Annotated in this window: 23 protein-coding genes and 1 pseudogene; 19 read left to right on the top strand and 5 right to left on the bottom strand. The window is 25.6% G+C overall.

Annotated elements, in window-relative coordinates:
* Positions 1 to 31: 31 nt before the first annotated feature.
* The 4 genes and pseudogenes from NSA50_RS03500 (at position 32) to NSA50_RS03485 (ending at position 3,798) form a co-directional block, all read left to right on the top strand.
* Positions 32 to 463, top strand: a complete 432-nt coding sequence (locus tag NSA50_RS03500) for a rhodanese-like domain-containing protein (RefSeq protein WP_257443026.1) — start codon at positions 32 to 34, stop codon at positions 461 to 463.
* 90 nt (positions 464 to 553) lie between these two features.
* Positions 554 to 1,132: a hypothetical protein gene (locus NSA50_RS03495; RefSeq protein ID WP_257443025.1), complete on the top strand. Its 579-nt coding sequence runs from the start codon at positions 554 to 556 to the stop codon at positions 1,130 to 1,132.
* Positions 1,133 to 1,265: 133 nt separating this feature from the next.
* Positions 1,266 to 1,949 carry a helix-turn-helix domain-containing protein gene (locus NSA50_RS03490; RefSeq protein WP_257443023.1) on the top strand — a complete coding sequence of 228 codons (684 nt, stop codon included), beginning with the start codon at positions 1,266 to 1,268 and terminating at the stop codon, positions 1,947 to 1,949.
* A gap of 70 nt (positions 1,950 to 2,019) precedes the next feature.
* Positions 2,020 to 3,798: pseudogene (locus NSA50_RS03485) on the top strand (M3 family oligoendopeptidase).
* Between the two features lie 137 nt (positions 3,799 to 3,935).
* On the opposite strand, the gene NSA50_RS03480 reads toward NSA50_RS03485, so the two are convergent.
* Entirely contained in the window at positions 3,936 to 4,907 is a 972-nt protein-coding gene (locus NSA50_RS03480) for a metallophosphoesterase (RefSeq protein WP_257443020.1), read from the bottom strand.
* Positions 4,908 to 5,198: 291 nt separating this feature from the next.
* On the opposite strand from NSA50_RS03480, the gene NSA50_RS03475 reads away from it, so the two are divergent.
* The 6 genes from NSA50_RS03475 to NSA50_RS03450 all read left to right on the top strand — a co-directional run bounded on the left by NSA50_RS03475 (position 5,199) and on the right by NSA50_RS03450 (position 11,269).
* Positions 5,199 to 5,426 (top strand): SdpI family protein, encoded by a 228-nt coding sequence (locus NSA50_RS03475; RefSeq protein WP_243242140.1) that lies wholly within the window; start codon positions 5,199 to 5,201, stop codon positions 5,424 to 5,426.
* Positions 5,427 to 5,526: 100 nt separating this feature from the next.
* Entirely contained in the window at positions 5,527 to 8,142 is a 2,616-nt protein-coding gene (locus tag NSA50_RS03470) for a 3'-5' exonuclease (RefSeq protein WP_257443019.1), read from the top strand.
* Positions 8,143 to 8,313: 171 nt separating this feature from the next.
* Positions 8,314 to 8,736, top strand: a complete 423-nt coding sequence (locus tag NSA50_RS03465; protein WP_195264311.1) for a UDP-N-acetylglucosamine pyrophosphorylase — start codon at positions 8,314 to 8,316, stop codon at positions 8,734 to 8,736.
* Positions 8,737 to 8,930: 194 nt separating this feature from the next.
* On the top strand, positions 8,931 to 9,695 hold the full coding sequence (locus NSA50_RS03460) for a threonine/serine exporter family protein (RefSeq protein ID WP_257443016.1): 765 nt from the start codon (positions 8,931 to 8,933) through the stop codon (positions 9,693 to 9,695).
* 2 nt (positions 9,696 to 9,697) lie between these two features.
* Positions 9,698 to 10,168 carry a threonine/serine exporter family protein gene (locus NSA50_RS03455; RefSeq protein ID WP_195264313.1) on the top strand — a complete coding sequence of 157 codons (471 nt, stop codon included), beginning with the start codon at positions 9,698 to 9,700 and terminating at the stop codon, positions 10,166 to 10,168.
* A gap of 216 nt (positions 10,169 to 10,384) precedes the next feature.
* The gene (locus tag NSA50_RS03450) at positions 10,385 to 11,269 is read left to right on the top strand and encodes a ComEC/Rec2 family competence protein (protein WP_195264367.1); all 885 of its coding nucleotides are present in this window, start codon (positions 10,385 to 10,387) and stop codon (positions 11,267 to 11,269) included.
* Between the two features lie 52 nt (positions 11,270 to 11,321).
* Here NSA50_RS03450 and NSA50_RS03445 read toward each other — a convergent pair whose 3' ends face one another.
* Positions 11,322 to 12,524, bottom strand: a complete 1,203-nt coding sequence (locus tag NSA50_RS03445) for a dicarboxylate/amino acid:cation symporter (protein ID WP_257443014.1) — start codon at positions 12,522 to 12,524, stop codon at positions 11,322 to 11,324.
* 201 nt (positions 12,525 to 12,725) lie between these two features.
* Between NSA50_RS03445 and NSA50_RS03440 the strand changes: the two genes are divergently transcribed.
* The gene (locus NSA50_RS03440; RefSeq protein ID WP_257443012.1) at positions 12,726 to 14,162 is read left to right on the top strand and encodes a hypothetical protein; all 1,437 of its coding nucleotides are present in this window, start codon (positions 12,726 to 12,728) and stop codon (positions 14,160 to 14,162) included.
* Between the two features lie 162 nt (positions 14,163 to 14,324).
* Here the strand turns inward: NSA50_RS03440 and yjeM are convergent, their stop codons facing one another.
* A complete protein-coding gene (gene yjeM / locus NSA50_RS03435; RefSeq protein ID WP_257443010.1) occupies positions 14,325 to 15,830 on the bottom strand; it encodes a glutamate/gamma-aminobutyrate family transporter YjeM in 1,506 nt (501 codons plus the stop codon).
* A 244-nt stretch (positions 15,831 to 16,074) separates the two neighbouring features.
* Between yjeM and NSA50_RS03430 the strand changes: the two genes are divergently transcribed.
* Positions 16,075 to 16,977: an aldo/keto reductase gene (locus NSA50_RS03430; RefSeq protein WP_195429354.1), complete on the top strand. Its 903-nt coding sequence runs from the start codon at positions 16,075 to 16,077 to the stop codon at positions 16,975 to 16,977.
* 85 nt (positions 16,978 to 17,062) lie between these two features.
* Here NSA50_RS03430 and NSA50_RS03425 read toward each other — a convergent pair whose 3' ends face one another.
* Positions 17,063 to 17,485, bottom strand: coding sequence for a zinc-ribbon domain-containing protein (locus tag NSA50_RS03425; protein ID WP_257443007.1), 423 nt, complete (start codon positions 17,483 to 17,485; stop codon positions 17,063 to 17,065).
* 148 nt (positions 17,486 to 17,633) lie between these two features.
* Here NSA50_RS03425 and NSA50_RS03420 point away from each other — a divergent pair, with 148 nt between their 5' ends.
* The 3 genes from NSA50_RS03420 to NSA50_RS03410 all read left to right on the top strand — a co-directional run bounded on the left by NSA50_RS03420 (position 17,634) and on the right by NSA50_RS03410 (position 19,203).
* Positions 17,634 to 17,972 carry a hypothetical protein gene (locus NSA50_RS03420; RefSeq protein ID WP_257443005.1) on the top strand — a complete coding sequence of 113 codons (339 nt, stop codon included), beginning with the start codon at positions 17,634 to 17,636 and terminating at the stop codon, positions 17,970 to 17,972.
* An 89-nt stretch (positions 17,973 to 18,061) separates the two neighbouring features.
* On the top strand, positions 18,062 to 18,745 hold the full coding sequence (locus NSA50_RS03415; RefSeq protein WP_257443003.1) for a putative ABC transporter permease: 684 nt from the start codon (positions 18,062 to 18,064) through the stop codon (positions 18,743 to 18,745).
* 44 nt (positions 18,746 to 18,789) lie between these two features.
* Positions 18,790 to 19,203 carry a hypothetical protein gene (locus NSA50_RS03410; RefSeq protein WP_195264321.1) on the top strand — a complete coding sequence of 138 codons (414 nt, stop codon included), beginning with the start codon at positions 18,790 to 18,792 and terminating at the stop codon, positions 19,201 to 19,203.
* 447 nt (positions 19,204 to 19,650) lie between these two features.
* Here NSA50_RS03410 and NSA50_RS03405 read toward each other — a convergent pair whose 3' ends face one another.
* Positions 19,651 to 20,172, bottom strand: a complete 522-nt coding sequence (locus NSA50_RS03405) for a J domain-containing protein (RefSeq protein ID WP_257443001.1) — start codon at positions 20,170 to 20,172, stop codon at positions 19,651 to 19,653.
* A 162-nt stretch (positions 20,173 to 20,334) separates the two neighbouring features.
* Between NSA50_RS03405 and NSA50_RS03400 the strand changes: the two genes are divergently transcribed.
* The 4 genes from NSA50_RS03400 (at position 20,335) to NSA50_RS03385 (ending at position 24,719) form a co-directional block, all read left to right on the top strand.
* Positions 20,335 to 21,210 (top strand): radical SAM/SPASM domain-containing protein, encoded by an 876-nt coding sequence (locus tag NSA50_RS03400; protein ID WP_257442999.1) that lies wholly within the window; start codon positions 20,335 to 20,337, stop codon positions 21,208 to 21,210.
* A gap of 20 nt (positions 21,211 to 21,230) precedes the next feature.
* Positions 21,231 to 22,205: an aromatic acid exporter family protein gene (locus tag NSA50_RS03395; protein ID WP_195264324.1), complete on the top strand. Its 975-nt coding sequence runs from the start codon at positions 21,231 to 21,233 to the stop codon at positions 22,203 to 22,205.
* Between the two features lie 71 nt (positions 22,206 to 22,276).
* Positions 22,277 to 23,059: an ABC transporter ATP-binding protein gene (locus NSA50_RS03390; RefSeq protein ID WP_257442996.1), complete on the top strand. Its 783-nt coding sequence runs from the start codon at positions 22,277 to 22,279 to the stop codon at positions 23,057 to 23,059.
* A gap of 4 nt (positions 23,060 to 23,063) precedes the next feature.
* The gene (locus NSA50_RS03385) at positions 23,064 to 24,719 is read left to right on the top strand and encodes a hypothetical protein (RefSeq protein WP_195264326.1); all 1,656 of its coding nucleotides are present in this window, start codon (positions 23,064 to 23,066) and stop codon (positions 24,717 to 24,719) included.
* Positions 24,720 to 24,734: the final 15 nt, after the last annotated feature.

Here is a 24,734-nt window from a genome sequence, read left to right as displayed (position 1 = left end):
TTTATTTTATAATTTGTATGAGGTGATTTAATTGAAAAAAGCTATATCGATAATATCATTAATATTTATTTTTAATTTCACATTCTTTACAGGCTGTACAAATAAAAAAGATATCAGAGAAGAAAATGAAGCTTCTGAAAGTGTAACTGAAGATATTAAAGTAACCAAAATAGATGCAGAAGAAGCAAAAAACGAAATGGGAAAAAATGAAGTTATTATTTTAGATGTGCGATCTGAAGAAGAATATAATACTGGACATATAGAAAATAGCATTTTAATACCTATAGATAAATTAGAAGAAGAAGCAGAAAACATATTAAATGATAAAAGTAAAAAGATTCTTGTATATTGTAGAAGTGGAAATAGAAGTAAAAAAGCATCGAATATATTATTAGAAAAGGGATACACTAATGTATATGATTTTGGTGGTATAAAAGATTGGCCATACGAGATAGTTAAATAAGGAAATATAAAACTTGAAATTATAAACCTTTATGTTATAATAATTATTATTAAATAATAATTTTGTATTTATAGACAAGGGGAGTTTAATATGAATAATAGAGTGGAATTAATATATGAAAATAATGAATATAGTGTTGCAGTTAATGGCTCAGTAGTAAATAAAGATAAAGACATAGAAAATGCTTTTACACAATTTAAAAGTGTTATAAATAATAATAAATCTGCTGAAGCAAGAGCATGGGATGATATAGTAGAAAGGTTCCAAGCTTTAAATAATAAATATTTAGAAATAAATTACGAATTTAGAACAATGAGCTATGGCAATATGAAGTATTTCTACAACATGGGTAAAGTATTTTACATGGCAAATGGTTCTATGATACCACTTATTGGAGGTTATGAATTATTTAAGTTTACTTTAACTGTAGTATGCAATGGAAATATAGAAAAGGCAAATAATTTTATAGAGTTTTGTAAAGATGTAATGCTAGCAAAAGTAAATTATAGAGTTACAGAAGCAAGTATAATAGTTTCTAGTGCAAGTTTTAACTATGGTTCAGCAGAATATAATTTTAATAGTGGAAAAATAAATAAAGGTGCTTCAATAATAAGTGGAAGTTTTGAAGAATTTAAAGATTATGTTTTAGATATAATAAAACCAATCTAAAAGGATGAGAGTTATCTCATCCTTTTTGCATTGTGTATTTTAATGAAATTATATCAAAGTATATTGATTAGATTTGTATATTTACAATATAATATGTATATAATTATTATGAAATGTAATTGGGAGAGAAGTTATGAACGATGGATATGAAAGCTTTGAATCAGATTTTAATATTTTTAGCAATAAAATATCTTTTTTAATGGAATCTAAAAATAAAGAAGAAATTTTAAAGATAGTAAAAGAAAAGCATAAATCAGAAGTCAAGGATGATGTTGATAAAGAACATAAAAAGGATGATTTAATAATTTGGAATGCTATATATACTAGGGAAATTATAAGAAATGGAATTTCTAAGAAGTATTTACATACTATTTATAATAAATTTTATAGGCAAATTAAAGAGTCAAATAATATAAGTTCATTGCAAATTATTGAAATAAACATGATAAATGAATATATGGATTTACTAATAAATGATACGGAAATTACTGATAGCTTTACAGTTAACAAGCTTTTACAAGCTCTTCATTTAAATATAGAAAATCATACTTCATTAGAAACAATATGTAATAACTTAAATATATCAGTAGGATATGCATCTACATGTTTTAAAAAGCATAAAGGAATATCTATAATGAAATATTTAAGAGAAATAAAAGTTGAAAGGGCTAAGACTTTACTTTTAAGTACTGAAAAGAGCATATTAGAAATAAGTATATTATTAGGCTTTCATGATCAAAGTCACTTTACTAATACCTTTAAAAATATAGTAGGTATGTCACCATCAGAATTTAGAAATAAAAACTATTTAATATAGTTATAATTAATTGAATTTAATGGGAATTAATAATATAATTAAAAATAATATATAAAGAGGGGGCATAAAAATGTCATTAGAATGGAGTTTAAAAGAAATATATCCGTCATTTACGTCCAAGGAATTTATAAATGATTTAAAGAAAGTAGATGATGAAATAGAAGGACTTAAAGAATTTGCAAAATCTATAGATGAAAAATCAAATGATTTAGTAAAGTTAGAAGAGTTAATAAATAAGTTAGAAAGTATAAATTTACTTATAAATAGAATAGGCTCTTATGCAAATTTAACTTTAAGCACAGATTCAAAAAATGCAGAAGGAAGAAAATATTTAGATGTAATAAATTCTAAATATAGCCTTTTAGCAGAACCATGAACAAAAATTTATAAATGGGTTGTGGGAATAAAAGATATAGAGTCTTTAGTAAATTCATCAGAGTTATTAAGTAAGCATAAATTTTTTATAAATGAAATAATAGAAAAAAATAAATATATGCTAAGTGATAAAGAAGAGTCTATAATTGCTAAAATGAGAAATACAGGTTCTGATGCATGGTCTAGCTATAAGGATTATTTAATATCAACACATAAGGTTGATATTAATATTGATAATGAAGATAAATCATTACCATTAACAGTTGTACTAAATATGGCTTATAGTCCAGATGCAGAATTAAGAAAGAAAGCATATGAAGCAGAAATCAAATCATATTCAAAAGTAGAAGAAGGAGTTGCAGCAGCTTTAAATGGAATTAAAGGAGAAGTTTTAACTACTTCTGAGCTTAAGGGATATAAATCACCTCTTCATATGACATTAGAAGAATCTAGAATGGATGAGGATATTTTAAATGCAATGCTTACTGCTATAAAGGAAAGCTTACCTACTTTTAGAAAATATTTAAGAAGAAAAGCAGAAATTCTAGGTCATAAAAATGGATTACCATTTTATGATTTATATGCACCTGTTATAAATAAAGAAATGAAATTTTCTTATGAAGAAGGAAAAGCATTTGTTGAAAAGAATTTTAGAAGCTTTAGTGATAATCTAGCTGATTTTGTTGTGAATGCATTTAATAACAATTGGATAGATGTTATGCCTAAAGAAGGTAAAGTTGGCGGTGCTTTCTGTGAAAGTATAAAGGCAATAAATGAAAGTAGAATATTATTAAATTATGGTAATAGCTTTAGCGATGTTGTAACTATGGCTCATGAGCTTGGACATGGATTTCATGGATATTGCTTAAGAAATGAAACTATATTAAATTCAGAATATCCAATGACATTAGCTGAAACAGCATCTAATTTCTGTGAAATATTAGTAAAGAGGGGAGCTGTTAAAAGCGCAACCAAGGAAGAAGCCTTTGCTATTTTAGAAGCAGAAATATCAGATTGCAATCAAGTAATACTTGATATATATTCAAGATTTTTATTTGAAAGTGAAGTTTTTGAAAAGAGAAAAGAAAGTTCTCTTTCAGTAGAAGAAATTAATAATGCTATGTTAAATGCTCAAAAAGAAGCTTATGGAGATGGACTTGATAATAACTTCTTGCACAAATATATGTGGACTTGGAAGCCTCATTACTATTATGCAACAGCTAACTTTTACAACTTCCCATATGCTTTTGGAAACTTATTTGCAAAAGGTTTGTATGCTGAATATCTAAAGAGAGGTGAAAGCTTCTGCAAAGAATATGAAGAATTATTAGCTGTGACAGGAAAAGAAAAAGTTGCAGATGTAACAAAAATAATGAATATAGATGTTCATGATGTTAATTTCTGGAGAAATTCTTTGAAGCTTATTGAAGAAGACATAGAAAGATTTATTGCTTTAAGCTATGAAATAAAATAAATTTAATTTTTAAGGGATATTTAAAACACTTTAAATATCCCTTAATTATAAGTTTAATATTAAATCTCTATTTTATAAATTTATAGGGTATAAATTTATAGTAATTTTGTTTGAATTAGTTTTTATTATCAAATATATTAATGTAAGTTTATTTGAATTATTTCACTTCTACTTCCAATTCGGATAGGAGGACCCCAAGTTCCATACCCAGAAGAAACTACTACATTTAAGTTATCTTTTTTCAAATAACCATAATCTATTTCGAATATTTTATCTGTAACTACATTTCCAGGAGTAATTTGACCTTTATGGGTATGCCCAGAAAGTTGTAAATCAATATTAGCATCTAAGCTTTCATTTATATATTTAGGATTATGATCTATTACTATCATAGTTTTAGATTTATCAAGATTATGTGTTAAATCTAATAATGAAGTTCTATCATTTTCAGAAAATCTATTTATTGTAATATCATCTCTACCTATTATATAGAAGCTATCATTTATTAAAATCGATTCATCTCTTAAAACTTTGACAGAATTTTCTTCAAGAACACTTACTATTTGGTTTTCAGCTTTAGTCATTATATCATGATTACCAAGTGAGGCATAAGTACCATATGTAGACTTTATTTTTGAAAATTCGCTTCCCATATTATAATCTAAAAATGGTTTTATATCACTATCTATAATATCTCCAGCAATTATTACTATATCAGGATTTAAAGTGTTAATTTCTTTTACCATTTTAGAAAGTCTTTTGTTTTTAATTATATTTCCTAAATGTATATCAGACACCATAACTACATTTATAGGCTCTTTTAAAGATTCTTTATTTATATCTATATCAAAAGATTTTACATAAGAGTTTTTAGCATTAAAGCTTCCAATTATAGTTATTATAATAAAAATTACAGTGATTAATATAGTTTGATAAATGTAATATTTATTACTTAAATTATTTGATAAAGGTGATTTACTTACAATAATATTTATAATTCCTATAATAGGAAAAGTTAATAAAGTGTACATTAATAATCCCATCCAATATGAGCCAATTAAATAAAGAAAGTTAGTTAAATTAGGAGATATAAATTTATTAAGAAACATTGAAACTATGTATGATAAGGCCAAAGCCCAAAAAATGATCCAAAAAACCAATGGAGAAATTTTGAAAATGTAATTAAATCCATTAAGTATTTTTCTACCTACATAATAATTTATTAAAAAATATAAAAGTGAAAATATAAGAAAAATAATTATATATTTAACCTTCAATTTAATCAACTCCAAAAATAAATTTTAGATTATTATAACATAACAGTATTTTTAGACCAAACGGAATAATGAAATAGTAAAAGTGAATCTGAAAGAGTTAAGGAGATAATTCATATATGTTGAATTAAAAATAAGGATACTTGGGATGAAGCACAAAGATATAGTGGATTAACTATGATTATTTTTGGAGTGATTAGTTTAATAATAGGAGTGATATCATATAGTTTTAGAGGGTTATTGTATAATGAAAGCTTACAGTTAATTCTGATGCTTTTAGGTGCAGTTATTATGATAATATTTGATGAAATCCATTTATGGAAAGTGTTTAATAAAGATGGAACAAGAAAATAAGATTTAATATACAAACTCTAATTTATTGAGTTGACTAGTGGAACAATTTCTAACTTATGATACAATGATGTAAAAAGTAATAAAGCTAGGAGGAGTAAGTATGTTAAATCAAGAACAAGCTTTAGTTGTAAATGAACTAGAAAAAAATATTTTACTTCTTGCTTCAGCAGGTACTGGTAAAACTAATACTTTATCAAGTAGGATTTCTAATATTATAAAAAGTAATAAAGCAAAAGCTTCAGAAATATTATGCATAACTTTTACGAATAAGGCTTGTGCAGAAATGAGAGAGAGAATAGAAAAAGTTGTAGGGGAAGAGGCTAAAGACATTACTATAAGAACATTTCATAGTTTTTGCTATGATTTAATAAAAAGTGATGCAAAGAAAAGAACTGATATATTTACTGATTTTATTGTCTTTGATGAAGAAGATTGTAGAGAAATAATAAAAGAGTGCAATTATTACAATTATCCTGTTTTTAAATTACAGCAGTTTATAGAGTTAATTAAGATAGAAAGAGCAAGGCTGGATTTATATAGTAATAATATTTTAGATGACTACAGTAAAACTATAGAAAATATACTCAAGTATAATGAAGCTAAGATAAATTTAATATGTAGTGATAAAGGTATATTAAATAGTGAAATGAAGGACTTCTTAGTTAAAAAGGGTCATTTTTTAGTTAATCTATATAATTCATTACTTTATAATAACCATGGATTAGACTTTGCAGATTTGACTTCAAAGGCAAAAGAAATATTAAAGGACGATAAGTTAATCTTAAGCTTAAGAAAGACATATAAGTATATAAATATAGATGAAGTTCAAGATACAAGTACATTAGAGTATTTTATAATTGAAAAGATATTTAAAGAAAATAATATTTTATTATGTGGAGATATGTTTCAAACTATTTACGGCTGGAGAGGTTCAGAACCACAAAAAATATTAGAATTTTATAAGAAAGAATATAATCCTATAGAAATAGTGTTTTCTAAGAATTATAGATCAACTAAGTTTATAACTAATGGAGCTTTGAGCTTTTTAAAAAATGCTTTTGAATCTGAATATAAATCATTATATAAAAATGAAATATCTTCAGAAACAGAGGAAAACGGCGAAAAAATAAAATTAAAGATATGTAATAATTTAAGAGATGAAGCTAGATTTATATTTGAAGAAGTTAAATCATTAAAGGAAAATGCTGAAGACATATCAAAGCTTTGTATTTTAAGTAGAGATAATAATTATAATATTAAGTTAAGCAGAGAGCTCGGAAGTATAATTGGATATGAGGCTTCTGATTTTGAATTTATTTTAGTAGATCAATTTAAGTTTTTTAGAAGACAAGAAATAAAAGATATTGTTGCTTTTCTTAAACTTATTGCAAATAAATATGATAATGTAAGCTTAAAAAGAATAGTGAAAAGACTCCCAACAGGAATTGGAGATAAAACATTTGAAGTTATAGAATCAAAAGAATATAAAGAAGTTGGAATTTCTTTATGTGACTTTATAGATTTAAATGCAAGAAATTATGGAGAAAAGTATTCATTATTAATAAATGAATTTGCACAAGATAATATAATAGTCTTTGATGTTGAAAGTACAGGAACGGATGTAACAGAAGATGAAATAATACAAATAGCAGCTATAAAGATAAATAAACATGGTGAAGTTATAGATACCTTTGAAAAGTTTTTGAAAAATAACAAGTCTGTAAAATCATCATTTAATGTACATGGATTTAGTGATGAATTCTTAAGTGAAAATGGTGAAGATAAGAAAAAAGTATTAAAAGAGTTTGTAGATTTTTCAAAAGATGCTGTTATAGTAGGACATAATGTGCAGTATGATATAAATATTTTAACAAGTGAATTATATAGAAATAACCTAGATGGCCCTAGATTTAAATCGTTTTATGATACATTAGATATATATAGGAGATTTTATACTAACTTACCTAATTATAAATTAGAGACACTTAGTAATATATTTGAAACAAAAAATAAACCAAGTCATGATGCAATGGATGATATATTAGCTACTAGTGAGTTATTAGTAAGAGCAATAAATGAAAACTTAATTCCTACTTCAATGCAAAGAATAACTTATATGTCTAAGCATTTAAAATCATTTTCATATATTAATGATAAACTTAATGACTTATTTAAAGAAGCTGAACTAAAAAGGCCTCAAGATATAATTGTTGATATAATAAATAAATTTAATATAAAAACATTATATTCAGGAAGAGGAATTGAAGCAGTAAAAGAAGGAAGAGAAAAAATAGAGAGACTTAGAGATTTTTATTCACTTGTAAGAGATTTAGATGATAATACAAAAAGTAACAGAGATTTTTTATTAGATATAATTAAATTAACAGGGCTTTCAAATGGGGAACTTGAAAATCTAATTATAAATAGAACTAATAAAAAAAGAATTCCAATAATAACAGTGCATCAATCTAAAGGTTTAGAATTTGATAGCGTATTTATAGTAGGACTTCAAGAAAATACATTTCCTTCATATATGTCAATAAAGTCAAATAATCTAGAAGAAGAAAAAAGAACATTTTATGTTGCATTAACTAGAGCTAAAAGACATTTATATTTATTAACTCATCTACATGATGATTATAATAGAAAAAATGAAGTAAGTAGATTTTTAGGATATATAGATAAAGAGTATATAGAATTAGATAATGATTATTAGAAGATACTTATAGTCATTTTTATTAAGTTATAGTATAATAAAAAATATTATATAAGTTATAATGAAGAAAAAGGCTTTCAAGTAAGATATAAACTATTATATAGACTAATAGTTTAATTAATGAGATTATTATTTGAAGCAAGTATAGTGATAACTGTGAGGGATAAAAATATGAAATACGATTTAAATGTATATGAATTAGGGCAATTATTAAGTAATATTACAAAAGAATATAATACAGAATTACTTTCTAAGATAAAATTGAGTGGTGGATGGATGACTATGACTGGTAAAGTATCTGTAGTATCAATTCCAGAAAATAAAGTAGTATTAAAAGGAAATAACATAATAACATTAAATATACAAGATAATGAATGTGAAGGAAGCTTAATAAAAATTACAGGTGCTAAAGATAGTAAGTTTACTATTGATATAGCACCAACTAAATATAAGGAGTTTGGAAATACTGGATTAAATTTGAATAAGGTAAAAATAAATGAAAATGAATGTAAGCTTAGAATAGGTGAAGATATGATTTTCACTATTAGAAATGCTTCAGTTGAAAGTATATCAAATATAATAAATAATATGTAATTTTAAAGGAAAAATCTTTATGATTTTTCCTTTTTCTTTATTTTGAGAACAATAACTTTACAAGTTAATTTTTTTTATACTTATTTAAGATTAAAATTAAAAAATAAAGTTTTAAAAAGGATGAAATCTATATGGACATGCTATTAGGAGAATTGTATAATATATGAAGTTAAATATAGGAGAAGGGAATTTAAATGGAAATAAACGATATACTTCAAGTTGCAGCATATGCAGGTAAAATAATGTTAGAAAGTGGAGCAGAGGCTTATAGAGTAGAAGAAACTATGAATAGAATTTGCAACTCATTTGGAATTGAAGTAGCAGATAGTTACGCAACTCCAACAGTGATTATAGCATCAGCCTCACATAAAGGGGAAATAAAATCACTTGTAGTTAGAATTTCAAGTAGATCAGTAGATTTGCAAAGAATTCATAAAGTAAATGATTTAGCAAGAAATATATTAAATAATAAATTTACTGTAAAAGAATTAAAAGATAAATTAAAAGATATAGAAGAAGAAAAGAGATATTCAAATAAAATAACTATATTATTTTCAGCCATAGGCGCATTTGGATTTGTTTTTTTATTTGGAGGATCTTTAAGAGATGCAATTGCAGCATTTTTAATAGGAATAGTAGTTAAGTATTTTTCAATAAAAGGTGAAAATATAGGATTAAATTCATTTTTTATTACAAGTATATGTGCTGGAATTTTAGCATTTCTAGCAATTATATCTATAAAAATCGGAATAGCTATAGATATGGACAAAGTTATAATTGGTTCTATAATGCTTTTGGTTCCAGGACTTGCAATTACCAATGCAATAAGAGACACAGTTGCAGGTGATTTAGTATCTAGTCTTGCAAGAGGGGCAGAAGCATTTTTAACAGCTATTGCAGTTGCTATTGGAACTGGTGTGGTTTTAAGTTTTTGGATTGGAGCATTTGGAGGGATATAAAAATGATTATTGAAGTTCTATCAGCATTTATTGCATCATTTGCATTTGGAATAGTTTTTAATATTAAAGGTAAAAATTTGTTTTTTTCAGCTTTATGTGGTGCATTAGGTTGGTTTATATATAAGTTTTCGCTGAAGGTTGGGAGTTCTGACACAACTGCCTTATTTCTTGCGTCTGTAGGACTTAGTGTATATTCAGAGATCTTTGCAAGAATATTAAAGACACCAGTAACTACATTTGTAATAGCAGCTTTAATACCTTTAGTTCCTGGTGGAGGAATGTATTATACAATGGTTGAAGTTATTACAGGGAATGTAATGAAATCATTAGAAACAGGAATAAAAACTTTAGCTTCTGCAGGAGTATTAGCTCTTGGAGTGATTTTAGTTTCTACAATTACTAAGACTTTAATAAGATATAATTTAAGTAAAAAAGTAAAAGTTGATCCTAAAATTAATTCTTTAAATAGTTAATGAATAAAATTTATGAAAATACAAATAATATTATCATAGTCAGAAGTTTTATTTATAATTTGACTATGACTATGGGGCGTTGCAGGACAAAATGTAACGCCTTTTGACTTTTTCCTAATAAAAACATATAATAATTAATGGCGAGAATGTATGTTTGTAGGGAGGAAGAAGAATTTGACTAAAGAAAATAACTTGAAGAAATCTTTTGAAAAAACTATGAAAAAGCATAAGGGAAATAAAAAAGCACAATTTATAACTATTATTGTATTTGGAATAATTGCAGTAATATCATTATATTTTGGCAAAGATTTAAAAAATTCCAATATAGGATCTCCAACTGGAAAATTAGAAATATCATATCTAGATGTTGGACAAGGAGATGCAGCTTATATTAGAGTAAATGATTTTGATATATTAATAGATGCTGGTCCAAGAAGTGATGCAGATAAATTAATAAAGCAATTAGAAGAAAAGAATATAGATGATTTTGAAATTGTTATTGCAACTCATCCTCATGAAGATCATATTGGAGGAATGGTAAAGGTTTTTGAAAAATATGATGTTAAAAGTTTTTATATGCCAAAGGTTACACATACAACAAAAACTTTTGAAAATATGTTAAGTGCAGTTAGTAATGAGGGATTAAAAGTTAAAGTGATAAAAGAAGGTACAAGCTTTGATTTAGGAGAAGGTGCAAAGATAGATGTGTATTCTCCAATTTATGAATCATATGAGGAATTTAATGATTATTCACCTATAATGAAATTAACTTTTGGAAACACTAGTTACATGTTTACAGGTGATGCAGAAGCTCATGCAGAACAAGAAGTTGTAGCTAAATACCCTAGTAATTTAGATGCTGATGTATTAAAGTTTGGACACCATGGTTCTAGCACATCATCAACTAAGGAATTTGTTGAAGCAGTTTCACCAGAGTACGGAGTAATTAGTTGTGGTGTAGATAATAAATATGGTCATCCACACAGAGAAACATTACAAACTATAGATCTTCATGGGATAAAAGCCTATAGAACAGATAAGCAAGGTCAAATAACAATTACATCTGATGGAAATACTATTAATGTAAAAACTGAAAAATAAGAAAAAGAGTCTGTCGCAGAAAGCTATTTAATTGTGTGACAGACTCTTTTTCTTATTCTATAACAGTCAAATCATTTAAATCTTCCTTTGCAGATTCTACATCTTGTAAAAGTTTGTCAACTAATATAGCTATTGCTCCATCACCAGTAACATTAGTTGCAGTTCCAAAACTATCTTGAGCAGCATGAAGAGCAATCATAATTGGTTTTTCAAAGATTCCGAATCCAAGCATTGATTCTAAAATTCCTAAAGCTGCCATAACTCCACCCCCAGGAACACCAGGTGCAGCAACCATAGTTACACCAAGCATAAATATAAACGGTAGCATTAACGAAAATGTAGGCACTCTGCCAGTCATGTACATTACTGCCATAGATGTTAATACAAGAGTTATTGTATCTCCTGCTAAATGTATAGTAGCAGATAGAGGAATAACAAAATCAGTTACTTTTTCACTAACATCATTGTTATTTACACATTCTACTGTAACAGGAATTGTAGCAGAAGAGGATTGAGTTCCAACTGCTGTTAAATAAGCAGGCAACATATTTTTAATAAGTTTTAATGGATTTTCTTTCTTTATACTACTAGCAAATGAATATTGAATTAAGATATAGATTATTTGAATAGCAAATAAAATTATATAAACTATAGCAAAGCTTTTTAATGTACTAAAAATTTCACCACTAAAGCTAAGTCTAGCAAATATTGCACCAACATAAATAGGAACTATAGGTATAAGTATATTAGAAATAATCCTAGTTACTATTAAATTAAATTCATTAAATATATTTAATATGCTACTATTTTTAATCTTTGATAAGCTTATTCCCATTATAAAAGAAAACACTAGTGCTGACATAACAGTCATTATAGGTGGAATATCAATACTAAAAAAAGCATTAATTTCATTACTTGATTCTATAACTAAAGAATTTGATTCTAAAAATTTAGGTAATAAATATGATCCTATAGAAAATGCTAAAAAACCAGCGCATAGAGTAGAAATATATGCTACTGCAGTTGTAATTAACAAGGCTTTTCCTGATTTATGGCCAAGAGATGCTATTCCAGTAACTATGAATCCAATCATAATCAAAGGAATAATAAAAGATAAAAAACTTCCAAATAATTCACTAAATGTTGCTAAAAGTCTAATTGGAAAATCAATATTAAGATTTTTAAATATTATACCAAAAGATATACCAAGAACTAGTGCTATAAATATTTTTAAAATTAATGATATATTTTTCATAATAAAGCCCCCTTTTAACATAATGTACTTGATTGAAATACATCTGTATTTGAATTAACTACATAATACAATTTGAGGGAGTTAAAGTCAAGGAAAAAGTATTAATAAATTTCATAAGTGAATTAATATTTTTAAATAGGAAAACATAAATAAATATGAAGTATTTAGCAGAAGACAATATTATTTAGGAAGGAGTAAGTTATGAGTATATTAGATGTATTTAAAAAATCTTCAAATTATGAAGAAAAATTAGATGAAGCTATATATATATTAAGAGATATAGTTAAGGCAATAAAAGATTATAGTAAAGAAGATGATTTACTTGAAAGTTATCACTATTTGAGAAAGGATATTTATAATATAAATTTAGCAAGATTAGAACTAGAAAATTCATTGCTAAGAAATCATTTAAGTAAAAATGAAGATTATGAAGAGTTGTGTTACGAGCATAAATATAAATTATCCACAGTAAAAAGTGAAATGGAAACATCAATTATTGAAGCTTTATCTGCAATTAATTTACTAATAAAAAATTATAAAAACTTATATAAAACTTGTGATAAACAAACAAAGAAAAGGCTAATTGAAGGATATGATAATAGCTTAAAATATTTAAATAAAGCAAAAAAAATATTATTTGATAAAGATTCTGTAAGTAGATATATAACTGATAGAGAAGGAAAGTTACAAGAAGAGATAGATATTGATTTGAGAAATGAATATAATATTAAAGTTGATAACAGTGTTAATGGATTAATATTAAAATTAGATAAATGCAATAATGGAATAATATCAGATTTATCACAAATGGTAACTTTAGTTGGTGAAAGAAAAATAGAAAATGTATCTATGGTTTTAAAGAAGCTTAATAAAAGAGTTGAATTTACAGAAATAGTTATAAATGTGTTAAAAAATAAAAATTCAATAGAAAATAAAAATGATATTATGGAAAATTTAAATTACATAGAAAATGAAAATAACGAAGTGAAATTTAACATAGATTTAATAAGATATAATTCTAAAATAATATTAATGGATATACAGTTAAATAAACCTATAGATGCTGATAACTTCATAGAAGCAATTGATAAAGTAAAAGAAAACTGTGAAGCAATTAAAGAAAATATATTTAAAATAAATAAAAAGCTAAAAGAAAATTATCATAGGGATAAAAATGAATGCTTAGATATAGAAGATAGAGAATATAATGCTTTTTGTATAGATTCATATATACGTTATTATTATTATGATAAAGATGAGATTGAAAGAGAATGGGATAATTACGAGGAAATTATAAACGGTATTGATGAAATGGGACTTTTTGAACAAGATGGATATTGCTTTAGGTATACTAAAAATGGAATGATTTTAGGTATAAAAACAAAAGAAGATGTTATGTTTGAATTCACAGATAACTGCAAAGATATTAAAATTAATGGAAAGAAAAAATATTTGAATTTAAATAAAAAATTTGAAGTAGATAAATTAATGAATTACACAAGAATAACAACAACCATAAATGAATTAAATGATTATATAATGTGTGTACTTTATATAGACAATACAAATGCAGATATATTTGTTAGAGAGCTTGAAAAAGTTAAGTCTGCACAAGAAAATAAAAGAAAAGCTATTTAAGTTGCTGAAAATGATTGGATTAGAGAATAGATAATTTTATGTGAAATCTATTTTTAAAATATTAAATACAAGGGAGTAACGTTTCGTTACTCCCTTGTATTTTGTTGAATTTATTGATTATAATAACTCTTTAATATAAAATATGCAGTAAACAAATCTTTTTTATTTATTTTTATTAATTTTCTTTTCATATGAAGAATATAAAATTAAAGCTATAATAGCAAAAATTATAGGTCCTGCAATTTGAAAAATAGTAGATATATAATCTTTAGTTTCTAAAGCAGGTTGTAGTACAGTGAAGACATTAGCAAATCCAACTGTTAAAGTAACTATAATTGCGGCTACTGTTGCAAAGGAGTCCTTTTTATAAATTTCAAATGGTTTTTCAATTTCCTTTTTCTTTTTGAAAGATATAAAAGCAAATGATAAAAACATATATGGAATTGTCATTGCTACATTTCCCATTAAAACTAAATAGTTTAAAAATACACTTGCACTTTTACCACCAAAGGATGTTATAAGTATTATTGCTACTACAATAATACATTGAATCCACATTGCATTTTTATGCATATTATTTTCATCTTTTTCACTCCATGATTTTGGCCAAATTCCAGCAGGTGTTCCTTCTATCAATTGTTTTAAAGGCGAATATGCTAATGTAAAAAATGCACCAAGTAGTGCTAAAAACATTGCAAGGCCAATATATCTAGCAAACCAAGAACCAAGTATATTTATTGCATTTTGAGATAATCCCAAAACTTTTCCAATTTCCACACCTAAATTTTTTATAACTATGTAAGATACATTTGCCATATTAACTTCAGAACCTTTTAAAATACTATTCCAATTTATAAAAAATCCTGTAAATAATATTGCTAAAGAATATCCTATGGCAATTACTATTGCAGAAATTTTAATTCCTCTTGGAAACGTAACTTTAGGATTTTCAGTTGAATCAGCTAATCCTCCAACAACCTCAAGACCACCATAAGCAAATAAGGCAAAAACTAAAAAACCTAAAATTCCTAAAGGTGATTGATATGATGGATTAGGTGATGTTATAAATGCATTAATATCAATGGGTTCCGCAAACTTAAATTTATTTCCAATAAGGACTATTAATCCACCAATTATTAAAACTAAGTTAGCACTAGTTACAAATATTCCACCAACAGAAGCTACTTTAGCAATTCCTTTAAGCCCTTTTGATGAAATAAATGTTATTAATATAACAAAAATTGATCCTAGTATAGCAAGTGTTCTTGCTGCATTTAATCCAAATAAAGACCAAGTAGAAGTATTATCTGATCCAAAAATTAAATTTGATAAAGGAACCCAAATTGAAGATGATACATTAACCATCCAAATTAAATAAGAACTATACCACATAAATGTACCAACAAAGGCATATTTAGGACCAATTGATTTATCCATCCAAGTATATATTCCACCACTTTCGTTTCTGAAGGCTGCCCCATATTCAGCCATCATAAAAGCATATGGTAAAAAGAAAAAAATTGCTGAAAATAGATACCAAGGTATTGCTGAATATCCCATTAAATAAAACGCTCTAGGAATATTATTAAATCCGTAAACTGATGTGAAAATCATTAATATAAGTGCGGATAAGGTTAACTTACCACTATCTAATTTTTTATTTCCCACGATTAAACCTCCTTAAATTACTAATTAAAATTATTTTGTTCAATATTGGAGTAATATATTAAGGGAAGTTTACCCATTTTTAATGTTATAATTATTAATAACTTTTGCAAAGATATGATATAATTTACTATGGAATTATATATTGGTTAATTTGTAAAATACTAAAGAGAGATCTATATTTTGATTTTGATAACTAGCATAATTGAATATATCTATAATAAATTAAAGTAGAAAGGTGAAGAAGATGGAAAAGATTAAATTAAGCAATACTTTAGAAATGTCTAGAATAGTTCATGGACATTGGAGACTTATGGATTGGAATTTAAGCAATAAAGAATTATTAAAATTAGTAGAAGAAGTTTATGAATTAGGCATAACGACAATAGATCATGCAGATATATATGGAAACTTTTGTTGTGAGGAAAAGTTTGGTGATGCATTAAATTTAAAAAAAGAATTAAGAGAAAAACTACAAATAGTAACTAAGTGTGGTATTAAATTCCCATCAATTAATAGACCAGAAAATAAATCACATTGTTATGATACAAGTAAAGAACATATAATAAAATCAGCCGAAAGATCTTTAAAAAACTTTAAAACAGATTATTTAGATCTTTTATTAATTCATAGAGTAGATGCGTTATTAAATCCAGAAGAAGTAGCAGAGGCATTTTCAAAATTAAAAAGTGAAGGGAAAGTAAGAAATTTTGGAGTATCTAACTTTTTACCATCACAATTTAATATGTTAAATTCATATTTAGATGAAAAATTAGTAACAAATCAAATTGAAATATCTCCTTTAAATTTAGAGCATTTTGAAAATGGAACACTTGATTTAATGCTTGAAAAAAGAGTAAAGCCAATGGCATGGTCACCTCTTGCTGGAGGAAGAATATTTAATGGTGAGGATGAAGCAGCAATTAGAGTTAGAAAGGTTTTAAATAAAATAAAAGAAGAAGTTTCTGCAAATGATATTGATGAAGTTGTATATGCATGGATCCTAATGCATCCAAGTAAAATTATGCCTATAGTTGGGTCAGGTAATATAGATAGAATTAAATCAGCTGTTAGAGCAACTAAAATAAATCTTACAAGAGATCAATGGTTTGAAATTTATGTAGCAGGAAGAGGAGTAGATATTCCTTAAGCAATAAAATTTACAAATTAAAACAGGAGCTGTCGCATAATTAAATGGTTATATGCGACAACCCCTGTTATATTAAAGTTAAAAATTAAGTTCTAAAATCAAATTTATGAGAACATCTTTTACAGGTTACTACTATTTTGCCTTTTTTTCGAGGTAATCTTAATTTTTGACCACAACTTGGACATTTTGTTATTTTAAAGTTTTTCTTTTCATTTATCTTATTTTCTATTATTTTAAAAAGGAAAGTAAGATTATTTAAATCAAGTGGTGGCATATTGCTTGGAATTGTAAATCCAAGCTTTGATAGCGGTTTATTGATAAATGTAACAAAAGAATTAAGTTCTCTTCTTCTTTTATATATATCTTTAGAAAATACTCTAAAGATAGCAATTAAAAGTACGGCATAACCAATTAGCCTTGTATAATGAGAAAAATTAAGTAATGAACTTAAAAATAATAAAACTAAAGTTAGTATATCTACTCCATATGTACCTTTTAAGAATCCCATTTAAACACCTGTATTATAATATATTAAATATATTATAATACAAAGAACTAGCTTCTTCAATTTATATGACATTATATATTATTGGGATTGTATTTTAGAAGCATATATAGTTAAATATATATAGCAATAAATCATGAGGTGAATATAAATGAAAGATAGAATTCCAAAAGATTATTTAGTTAGAATAACAAAAGCATCAACTTATTTCATTTTTAGGAATGGCCCAGTTAAAAAGTTATATGATGATGGTAAACTAGAAGATTCAGATATTAGGGAAATGCAAATATATATGCAAAATCATCTAGCATATTTATATAATGTTCTATTAGAAGAAAATGATTTAAAAAAGTTTGATTTGATTATTTCTACAATGGACAAGTTTTATATAAATGATTCTGAAGAGGTTGAGTTTGGTGATGATGGATTTGATGATTTTTATAATAAATTATTCAATGAAGTTATGGAAACTATAAAGATTAAAAAATAGATTACAACCATATTTTAATAAAAACTTAAGCTTAGGAGTTATAATTAACTATAATTATTATAATAATATAACATCCTGGGGGGATTTTTATGTGGTTTTTAAACATTATTTTATATTTTAGTATATATAGTTTTCTTGGATGGGGTTGTGAAGTTATTTATTGTTCAATACTAGCTAAGAAGCTTATAAATCGAGGTTTTTTAAAAGGACCAGTGTGCCCTGTTTATGGGTTTGGTGCAATTTTTGTTATTTATATGATGAAATGGATGAGTATTGATTCTACAATTTTAGTGTTTATTTTTGGAGGTGTGATTGCTTCTATAATAGAGTTTATTGCAGATATTTTATTAGAATCTGTATTTCATACAAGGTTATGGAATTATTCAGATAGAAAATTTAATATTAAAGGTAGGGTTTGTTTACTAAATTCAAGTTTATTTGCAATTTTATCAGTTATATTGATAAAGATACTTCATCCTTTTATATTAGGTATAGTAAGTAGTTTAAGTTCAATTACTATAATAATAGTATCGATTTTATGTATAGTGTTATTTTTAATCGATGGTGTATTAACAGTTAAAGAAGTAATTAACTTAAATATAACTTTAAAAAATATGAATATTTTAGAGGAAATTAAGAAAGAGTTAAAATTAAAGAAACATAAAAGATTTATTCAAGCTTTTCCTCAATTAGAGCATAAAAAATATATGAAAGAATTAGGAAAGCTTAAAGAACTTATTAAAGAATCTATGAAAAATAGCAAAAAGGTATAACTTTTTTGTTATATGTAAAGATTTATTATTATGGAGGTGAAGCTATGTACATCGCATTTGGAAGAAAAGTGGTTGATACAGAGGAAGTAAAAAATGAAATTGAAAATAATTCAGAGTTTAAAGTAATTAAAGATATGAGTAAAGGGACAAAAAGAGAAGACACATTGGCTTTTAACTTAAGCATAGATATAAATACACTAAATGGAATTATTGAAGATGATTATAATATAGATGAGTTAAATGAAGATGAGCTTTTTGATGAATACATGAGTTTATCAGAAGAGTTAGCTACAGATATGGAAGATATCTTACCAGATGAAGCTATTATAGATATAAAAGCTTATAAATGGGATCCATCTGATAATGATATAAAGCTTATAATAGCAGCAACACATGAAGATACTGGTGAAGGTAAACTTAAAGATGTAATGAGAAGATTAATAACTCAATTAGAATAATAAAAAGTCGCCATATTTAAATTATGGTGACTTTTTAGCTTTAAGCTATAATTTTGTAATGTGAGAATAGCTTTATTATGAATTATTTTTTCTTTTTTGAGTTCTTTTTTGATGACTCTTTTTTGCTGTTTTTTTTATCTTTGGAGTCATTCTTTTTGTTTTGGTTGGATTTACTCATTGTATTCTCCTAAATAATTATTTAATTAATAATATTATCTTATCTTGTAGAATATACTGAAAATTTAATGAAAATAGAATTATAGCTATTAATCTTTCAAGTGGAGAAAGAAAACTGCATACATTAGATGAGTATATGGTAATAGATGATTTTGAGAAATTATCTAATTTAATACTAGAAATAATTAAAGCAAGTAAATAAAAAAATAAGGAGTAGTAACCTTAGTAAGCCACTGCTCCTTATTTAGTTTTATAGTAGGTAGCAATAAATTAGCACATTCCGCCACTACCACCGCCCATGTTTCCGCCACCACAAGCATTCATATTATTTTGAGTAGTTCCTTGAGAACTGTTTTGCTTGTAGTAATTAATTATTTCATTAGAGCGCATTCTTAAGGTATTTAGGGTTTTAGCATATTCTTCATTTTCAGGATCAAGCTCTGTAGCAGTTACTATATGCTGAACTCCCATGTCAAACCAGCCTTTCTTAAAATAAACAAAGCCTTTTAAGTAATTCCATTCAGCAGAGTCTTTTAAATCTAAAAGATTTAATTTACTTTCAGCAATTGGAATATTATTATTATCAATAAGTGTTCTGATTTCTTTATATACTGCACCATTAATTAATACATCATAAGCCATATTAGCTTCGGAAAGAACTTCTTCAGCAAGTGGACGAGTTTGAAAATCTGGGTTATTAGTACCGTATTCATCTAATATGTTTTTATAAGCTTGTTTAATATCTTCTTTGGAAGACTCTGGAGTAACCCCTAAAATTTTATATGGATCCAAAATAGTTTCACATCCTTCATATTTATATACTTATTATAAATATATAGTTAATCATGAAATTATGTTACAAATTAAGTTCGTCATAAATTTTAAATATATTTGGAAAGAAGACAATAATGTGATAAATTAATTTTATAAATATAAATAAAAAGGAGATAACAAATGACGAGATTTAAAAAAATATATATAGAAACAACTAACATCTGTAATTTAAGTTGTAATTTTTGTCCTAAAACAAGTAGACAATTAGGTTTTATGAGCGTAGAAAGCTTTAATGAAATAATAAATAAGATTAAGGGATATACTAATCATATTTACTTACATTTAATGGGTGAACCATTTTTAAATAAGAATTTAGAAACATTCCTAAAAATAGCAAAAGAAGAAGATTTAAAAGTAAATATAACAACAAATGGAACATTAATAAATAAAGTTAAAGATATAATAATAGACTCAAAAGCAGTAAGGCAAATAAATATATCATTACATAGTTTCGAAGCTAATGATAATGATATAGAATTTAATGAATATATAAATAATGTTTTAGATTTTATTAATAAATCTACTGAAAAAAGTGAAACAATTTGTGCTCTTAGACTTTGGAATATAGATACAGATGAATTAAAAGCAAATAATAATTTAAATTCACAAATAATAAAGTTAATAGAAGATAAATTAAACCTTGAATTTAACTTATTAGAAGCTTTAAAAGAAAAAAAGAGATTGAAGCTAAAGGATAAAGTATATTTAAATATGGCAGAAAAATTTAGTTGGCCAGATGCAAACTTATCATTAATAAGTGAAGATGTATTTTGTCATGGTCTTAGAGATCAAATTGGAATATTACTTGATGGAACGGTTGTGCCATGTTGTCTAGATAGCGAAGGAAAAATACCTTTAGGTAATATTTTTGAACAAAGTTTAGGAGATATAATAACATCTGAAAGAGCAAGAAATATATATGATGGATTTTCAAGAAGACGTGCAGTAGAAGATTTATGTAAAAGATGTGGATATGCAAAAAGAAATTTTAAATAATAGATGTTTGGAGTGATAAGGTGAAGTATGTTTATAATTTAGCAGTAAAAATGTCCATTTCAGCAACTGTATCATTAATACTTGCTAATTTATTAAATTTACAATTTTCAGCTGTTGCAGCTGTAATAGCAATTTTAAGTATTCAAGATACAAGAAAAAAAGCATTAATAGTTGGTAAAAATAGAGTAGTTGCTTGTGTAATAGCAATTTTATTATCAGTTTTAATATATGGTTTTATAGGACAAAATCCTATTACTTTTGCAATATTTCTTTTGATTTTTATACCAGTAACATCAAGATTAAATATATCTGAAGGAATGGTACCAGCTGTTGTATTATCAACTCATTTACTTATTGCAAATCCAATTAATTTTTATTGGGTGGTTAATGAAACTTTAATTATGATAGTTGGTGTTGGAGTAGCCTCTATAGCAAATTTATTTATGCCATCTCTCCAGTATAAATTTAATGAAGATAAGGAATATATAGAGAGAAATTATAGATTGATTTTGTCTAAAATGTCTAAGTCACTTGTAACTCATACTGTAGATATTGATGAGGAATTTCTAATGAAAGATTTAGAAATAAGGATAAATGAAAGCTGTGAAAGGGCTTATAAAATAGTAAACAATAGCTTTCTAAAAAGTGATTCTTATTATACTGATTATATGAATATGAGAAAAAATCAGTTTAATATAATAAAAAAGCTAAGATCTCATTTTGAAAAGTTTTATATGTCTTTTGAACAGACTCATATGATATCTAAGTTTACAAAAAGTGTTGCTGATCAAATTAAAGATACAAATGATTGTAAGGAGCTATTAGAAGAGCTAGAAATATTAAAAAATGATTTTAAAAAAATGGCATTGCCAAAGACAAGAGAAGAGTTTGAAAATAGAGCACAGCTTTTACAATTTTTAAACGATATGGAAGATTTACTAAATATGAAAAGGAATTTTGTTTTGAATTATAATTTGTTTATCAATAATAAGTAGAAATATCAAATTAAGTAAATATTTTACAACTATTAAGATGTGTTGTAAAATATTTATGGGAGATGATATTTATGGAAAATAATCAAATACTAGAATTAATAGATTTAAAAAAGAGTTTTGGAGAAAAACAAGTATTAAAGGGAATAGACCTCAAAATAAACAAGGGGACAATTATAGGATATATAGGACCAAATGGAGCAGGTAAAAGTACTACAGTTAAATTAATTATGGGACTAGTTACTGGATATACTGGAGAAATAAGAATATTTGGTGAAGATATATCTAATGGAGATGAGAGTTATAAAAGAAAAATAGGATATGTTCCTGAAGTACCTGAAATATATGATAGTTTAACAGGAAAAGAGTATCTTACTTTTATAGCGCAATTATATGAAATGGATTATGATAAAGCTGATAATAAGGCAAGAAAGCTTATGGACATATTAGGAATAGCAGATGTTTATGAAAAGAGAATTTCATCATATTCAAAAGGTATGAAGCAAAAGTTAATACTAATATCAAGCTTGCTTCATAATCCAGAAATATTATTTTTAGACGAGCCTTTAAGTGGGTTAGATGCTAATAGTGTAATGATTATTAAAGAGATACTTTCATATCTTGCAAAAGAAGGGAAAACAATTTTTTACTCATCTCATATAATGGAAGTAGTTGAAAAAATAAGTGATAGAATAATATTGATAAATAATGGTGAAATAGTTGCAGATGGAAATTTTGAAGAATTAAAGAGTAATTATAAGGAAAGTTCACTTGAAAGCATATTTAATGAAGTAACAGGATTCCACCAATATAAAGAATTAGCCGAAAACTTCATATCTGTAGTTAAAGAGGTATAGAAGTATGAAAGAGTTTAAAGTTATAAGATTATTAGATAGGCTTAGAGGGCTATATGAAAAAGCTGGAGTAGATTATGAGATTTTTAGAATAATACTTAAGGCTAAACTTACTATGGATGGTAGAAGGAAAGCAACTGTATTTAATAATGAAGCAAAAAAGAAAAATGGTGAGTCAAATGAGTTTTATAAAGCTTTAATAATATATGCTTTTATAGGATTATTCTTAGGATTAATGCTTATATTTAAAATGAATTTAATGTATCAAATGACAGTGTATTTTTCAGCCATAATGTTTATGATATTAACAATATTTATATCTGATTTTTCTTATGTAATTTTAGATGTGAGGGATAAAAATATTTTAGCAACAAGAGGGGTAAGTAGTAAAACTATAAATGCTGCAAAAATTACTCATGTTACTATTTATATAATTTATTTAACTCTATCATTGGTTGGAGTTTCACTTATAATATCTTTTAAGCAGGGAATAGGATACTTTCTAATCTTTCTTATTGAAATAATATTAATAGATATTTTCATGATTATTGTAACTGCATTGACGTATCTTTTAGTACTTAAGTTTTTTGATGGTGAAAAATTAAAGGATATGATAAATTTTGTTCAAATTGGATTAAGTATAGTTATGGTCTTAATATATCAAATTGTTCCAAGGTTATTTGGAGTTATAGATTTAAATAATATTACTTATAATAAACAGTTTTGGCACTTATTATTACCACCAATGTGGTTTGCTGCACCATTATCAATAATCGGTGGAGAAGGAATAACCATATATAAGATAGTTATGAGTGTACTAGCAATATTAATTCCTATAATATCTATATTAATTTATTTAAAGTTAACACCAACATTTGAAAAACATTTACAAAAGTTAAATAATAATAACGAAAAAGTTAATGAAAAAAGTAAGGGGTTAATAAGACTTGGTAAAATAATATGTAAAGATAGAGTTGAAAGAGCATTTTACAATTTTTCGATAGGAATAATTAATTCAGAAAGAGAATTTAAGCTTAAGGTTTATCCTAATGTTGCACTTGGAGTGATTTTTCCATTTCTTTTTATGGCAATAGGCTTCCAAGGAGAAAGTATAAGCAACATTAGAAATAGCTTAATTAATTCTAAGTTTTATCTATCAATATATTCTTTTGCTTTTATAATTCCTAATATACTAATGATGCTTAGGTATTCAGAAAAATATAATGGAGCATGGATATATGAGGTAGCACCAATAAAAAAGATATCTTCCATTTATAAAGGTGTCATCAAGGGAGCTTTATTTAAGCTTATAATACCTCCATATATTATTATATCTATAATATTTATAATTGTTTTTTCGTCTAGTGTAATAAAACATCTTATAGTAGCTTTTTTAGCTCTAATTTTAATCACAATATTAAATTTTTTAATTATGAAAAAGGAGTACCCATTTTCAACAAAGTTTGAGGGAGCTAATAATACTGGAGAAAGTTTAATAGCAGTTTTTCTTTCGATTATGTTAATACTTTTAGCTATAGGTATACATTATGTAGCAAGTCTTTTTAATATAGGAATACTAATTTATGGAGTGATTTTTTTGCTTTTGGATATTTGCCTATGGAAAGTTTCATTTAATGTTTCGAAAAAGAAATTAAGGGGATAAAAGATATAAATAAAA

The sequence above is a fragment of the Clostridium mucosae genome, assembly GCF_024622765.1.
Lineage (GTDB): Bacteria > Bacillota > Clostridia > Clostridiales > Clostridiaceae > Clostridium.
Note: the sequence above shows the minus strand (reverse complement) of the source record. Positions and strands in the feature narration are given on the sequence as shown.

Coding starts and splice junctions, on each gene's coding strand:
- NSA50_RS03495 (WP_257443025.1), top strand. CDS start 554: ATGAATAATAGAGTGGAATTAATATATGAAAATAATGAATATAGTGTT.
- NSA50_RS03490 (WP_257443023.1), top strand. CDS start 1,266: ATGAACGATGGATATGAAAGCTTTGAATCAGATTTTAATATTTTTAGC.
- NSA50_RS03480 (WP_257443020.1), bottom strand. CDS start 4,907: ATGTTTCTTAATAAATTTATATCTCCTAATTTAACTAACTTTCTTTAT.
- NSA50_RS03470 (WP_257443019.1), top strand. CDS start 5,527: ATGTTAAATCAAGAACAAGCTTTAGTTGTAAATGAACTAGAAAAAAAT.
- NSA50_RS03465 (WP_195264311.1), top strand. CDS start 8,314: ATGAAATACGATTTAAATGTATATGAATTAGGGCAATTATTAAGTAAT.
- NSA50_RS03460 (WP_257443016.1), top strand. CDS start 8,931: ATGGAAATAAACGATATACTTCAAGTTGCAGCATATGCAGGTAAAATA.
- NSA50_RS03455 (WP_195264313.1), top strand. CDS start 9,698: ATGATTATTGAAGTTCTATCAGCATTTATTGCATCATTTGCATTTGGA.
- NSA50_RS03450 (WP_195264367.1), top strand. CDS start 10,385: ATGAAAAAGCATAAGGGAAATAAAAAAGCACAATTTATAACTATTATT.
- NSA50_RS03445 (WP_257443014.1), bottom strand. CDS start 12,524: ATGAAAAATATATCATTAATTTTAAAAATATTTATAGCACTAGTTCTT.
- NSA50_RS03440 (WP_257443012.1), top strand. CDS start 12,726: ATGAGTATATTAGATGTATTTAAAAAATCTTCAAATTATGAAGAAAAA.
- NSA50_RS03430 (WP_195429354.1), top strand. CDS start 16,075: ATGGAAAAGATTAAATTAAGCAATACTTTAGAAATGTCTAGAATAGTT.
- NSA50_RS03425 (WP_257443007.1), bottom strand. CDS start 17,485: ATGGGATTCTTAAAAGGTACATATGGAGTAGATATACTAACTTTAGTT.
- NSA50_RS03420 (WP_257443005.1), top strand. CDS start 17,634: ATGAAAGATAGAATTCCAAAAGATTATTTAGTTAGAATAACAAAAGCA.
- NSA50_RS03415 (WP_257443003.1), top strand. CDS start 18,062: ATGTGGTTTTTAAACATTATTTTATATTTTAGTATATATAGTTTTCTT.
- NSA50_RS03410 (WP_195264321.1), top strand. CDS start 18,790: ATGTACATCGCATTTGGAAGAAAAGTGGTTGATACAGAGGAAGTAAAA.
- NSA50_RS03400 (WP_257442999.1), top strand. CDS start 20,335: ATGACGAGATTTAAAAAAATATATATAGAAACAACTAACATCTGTAAT.
- NSA50_RS03390 (WP_257442996.1), top strand. CDS start 22,277: ATGGAAAATAATCAAATACTAGAATTAATAGATTTAAAAAAGAGTTTT.
- NSA50_RS03385 (WP_195264326.1), top strand. CDS start 23,064: ATGAAAGAGTTTAAAGTTATAAGATTATTAGATAGGCTTAGAGGGCTA.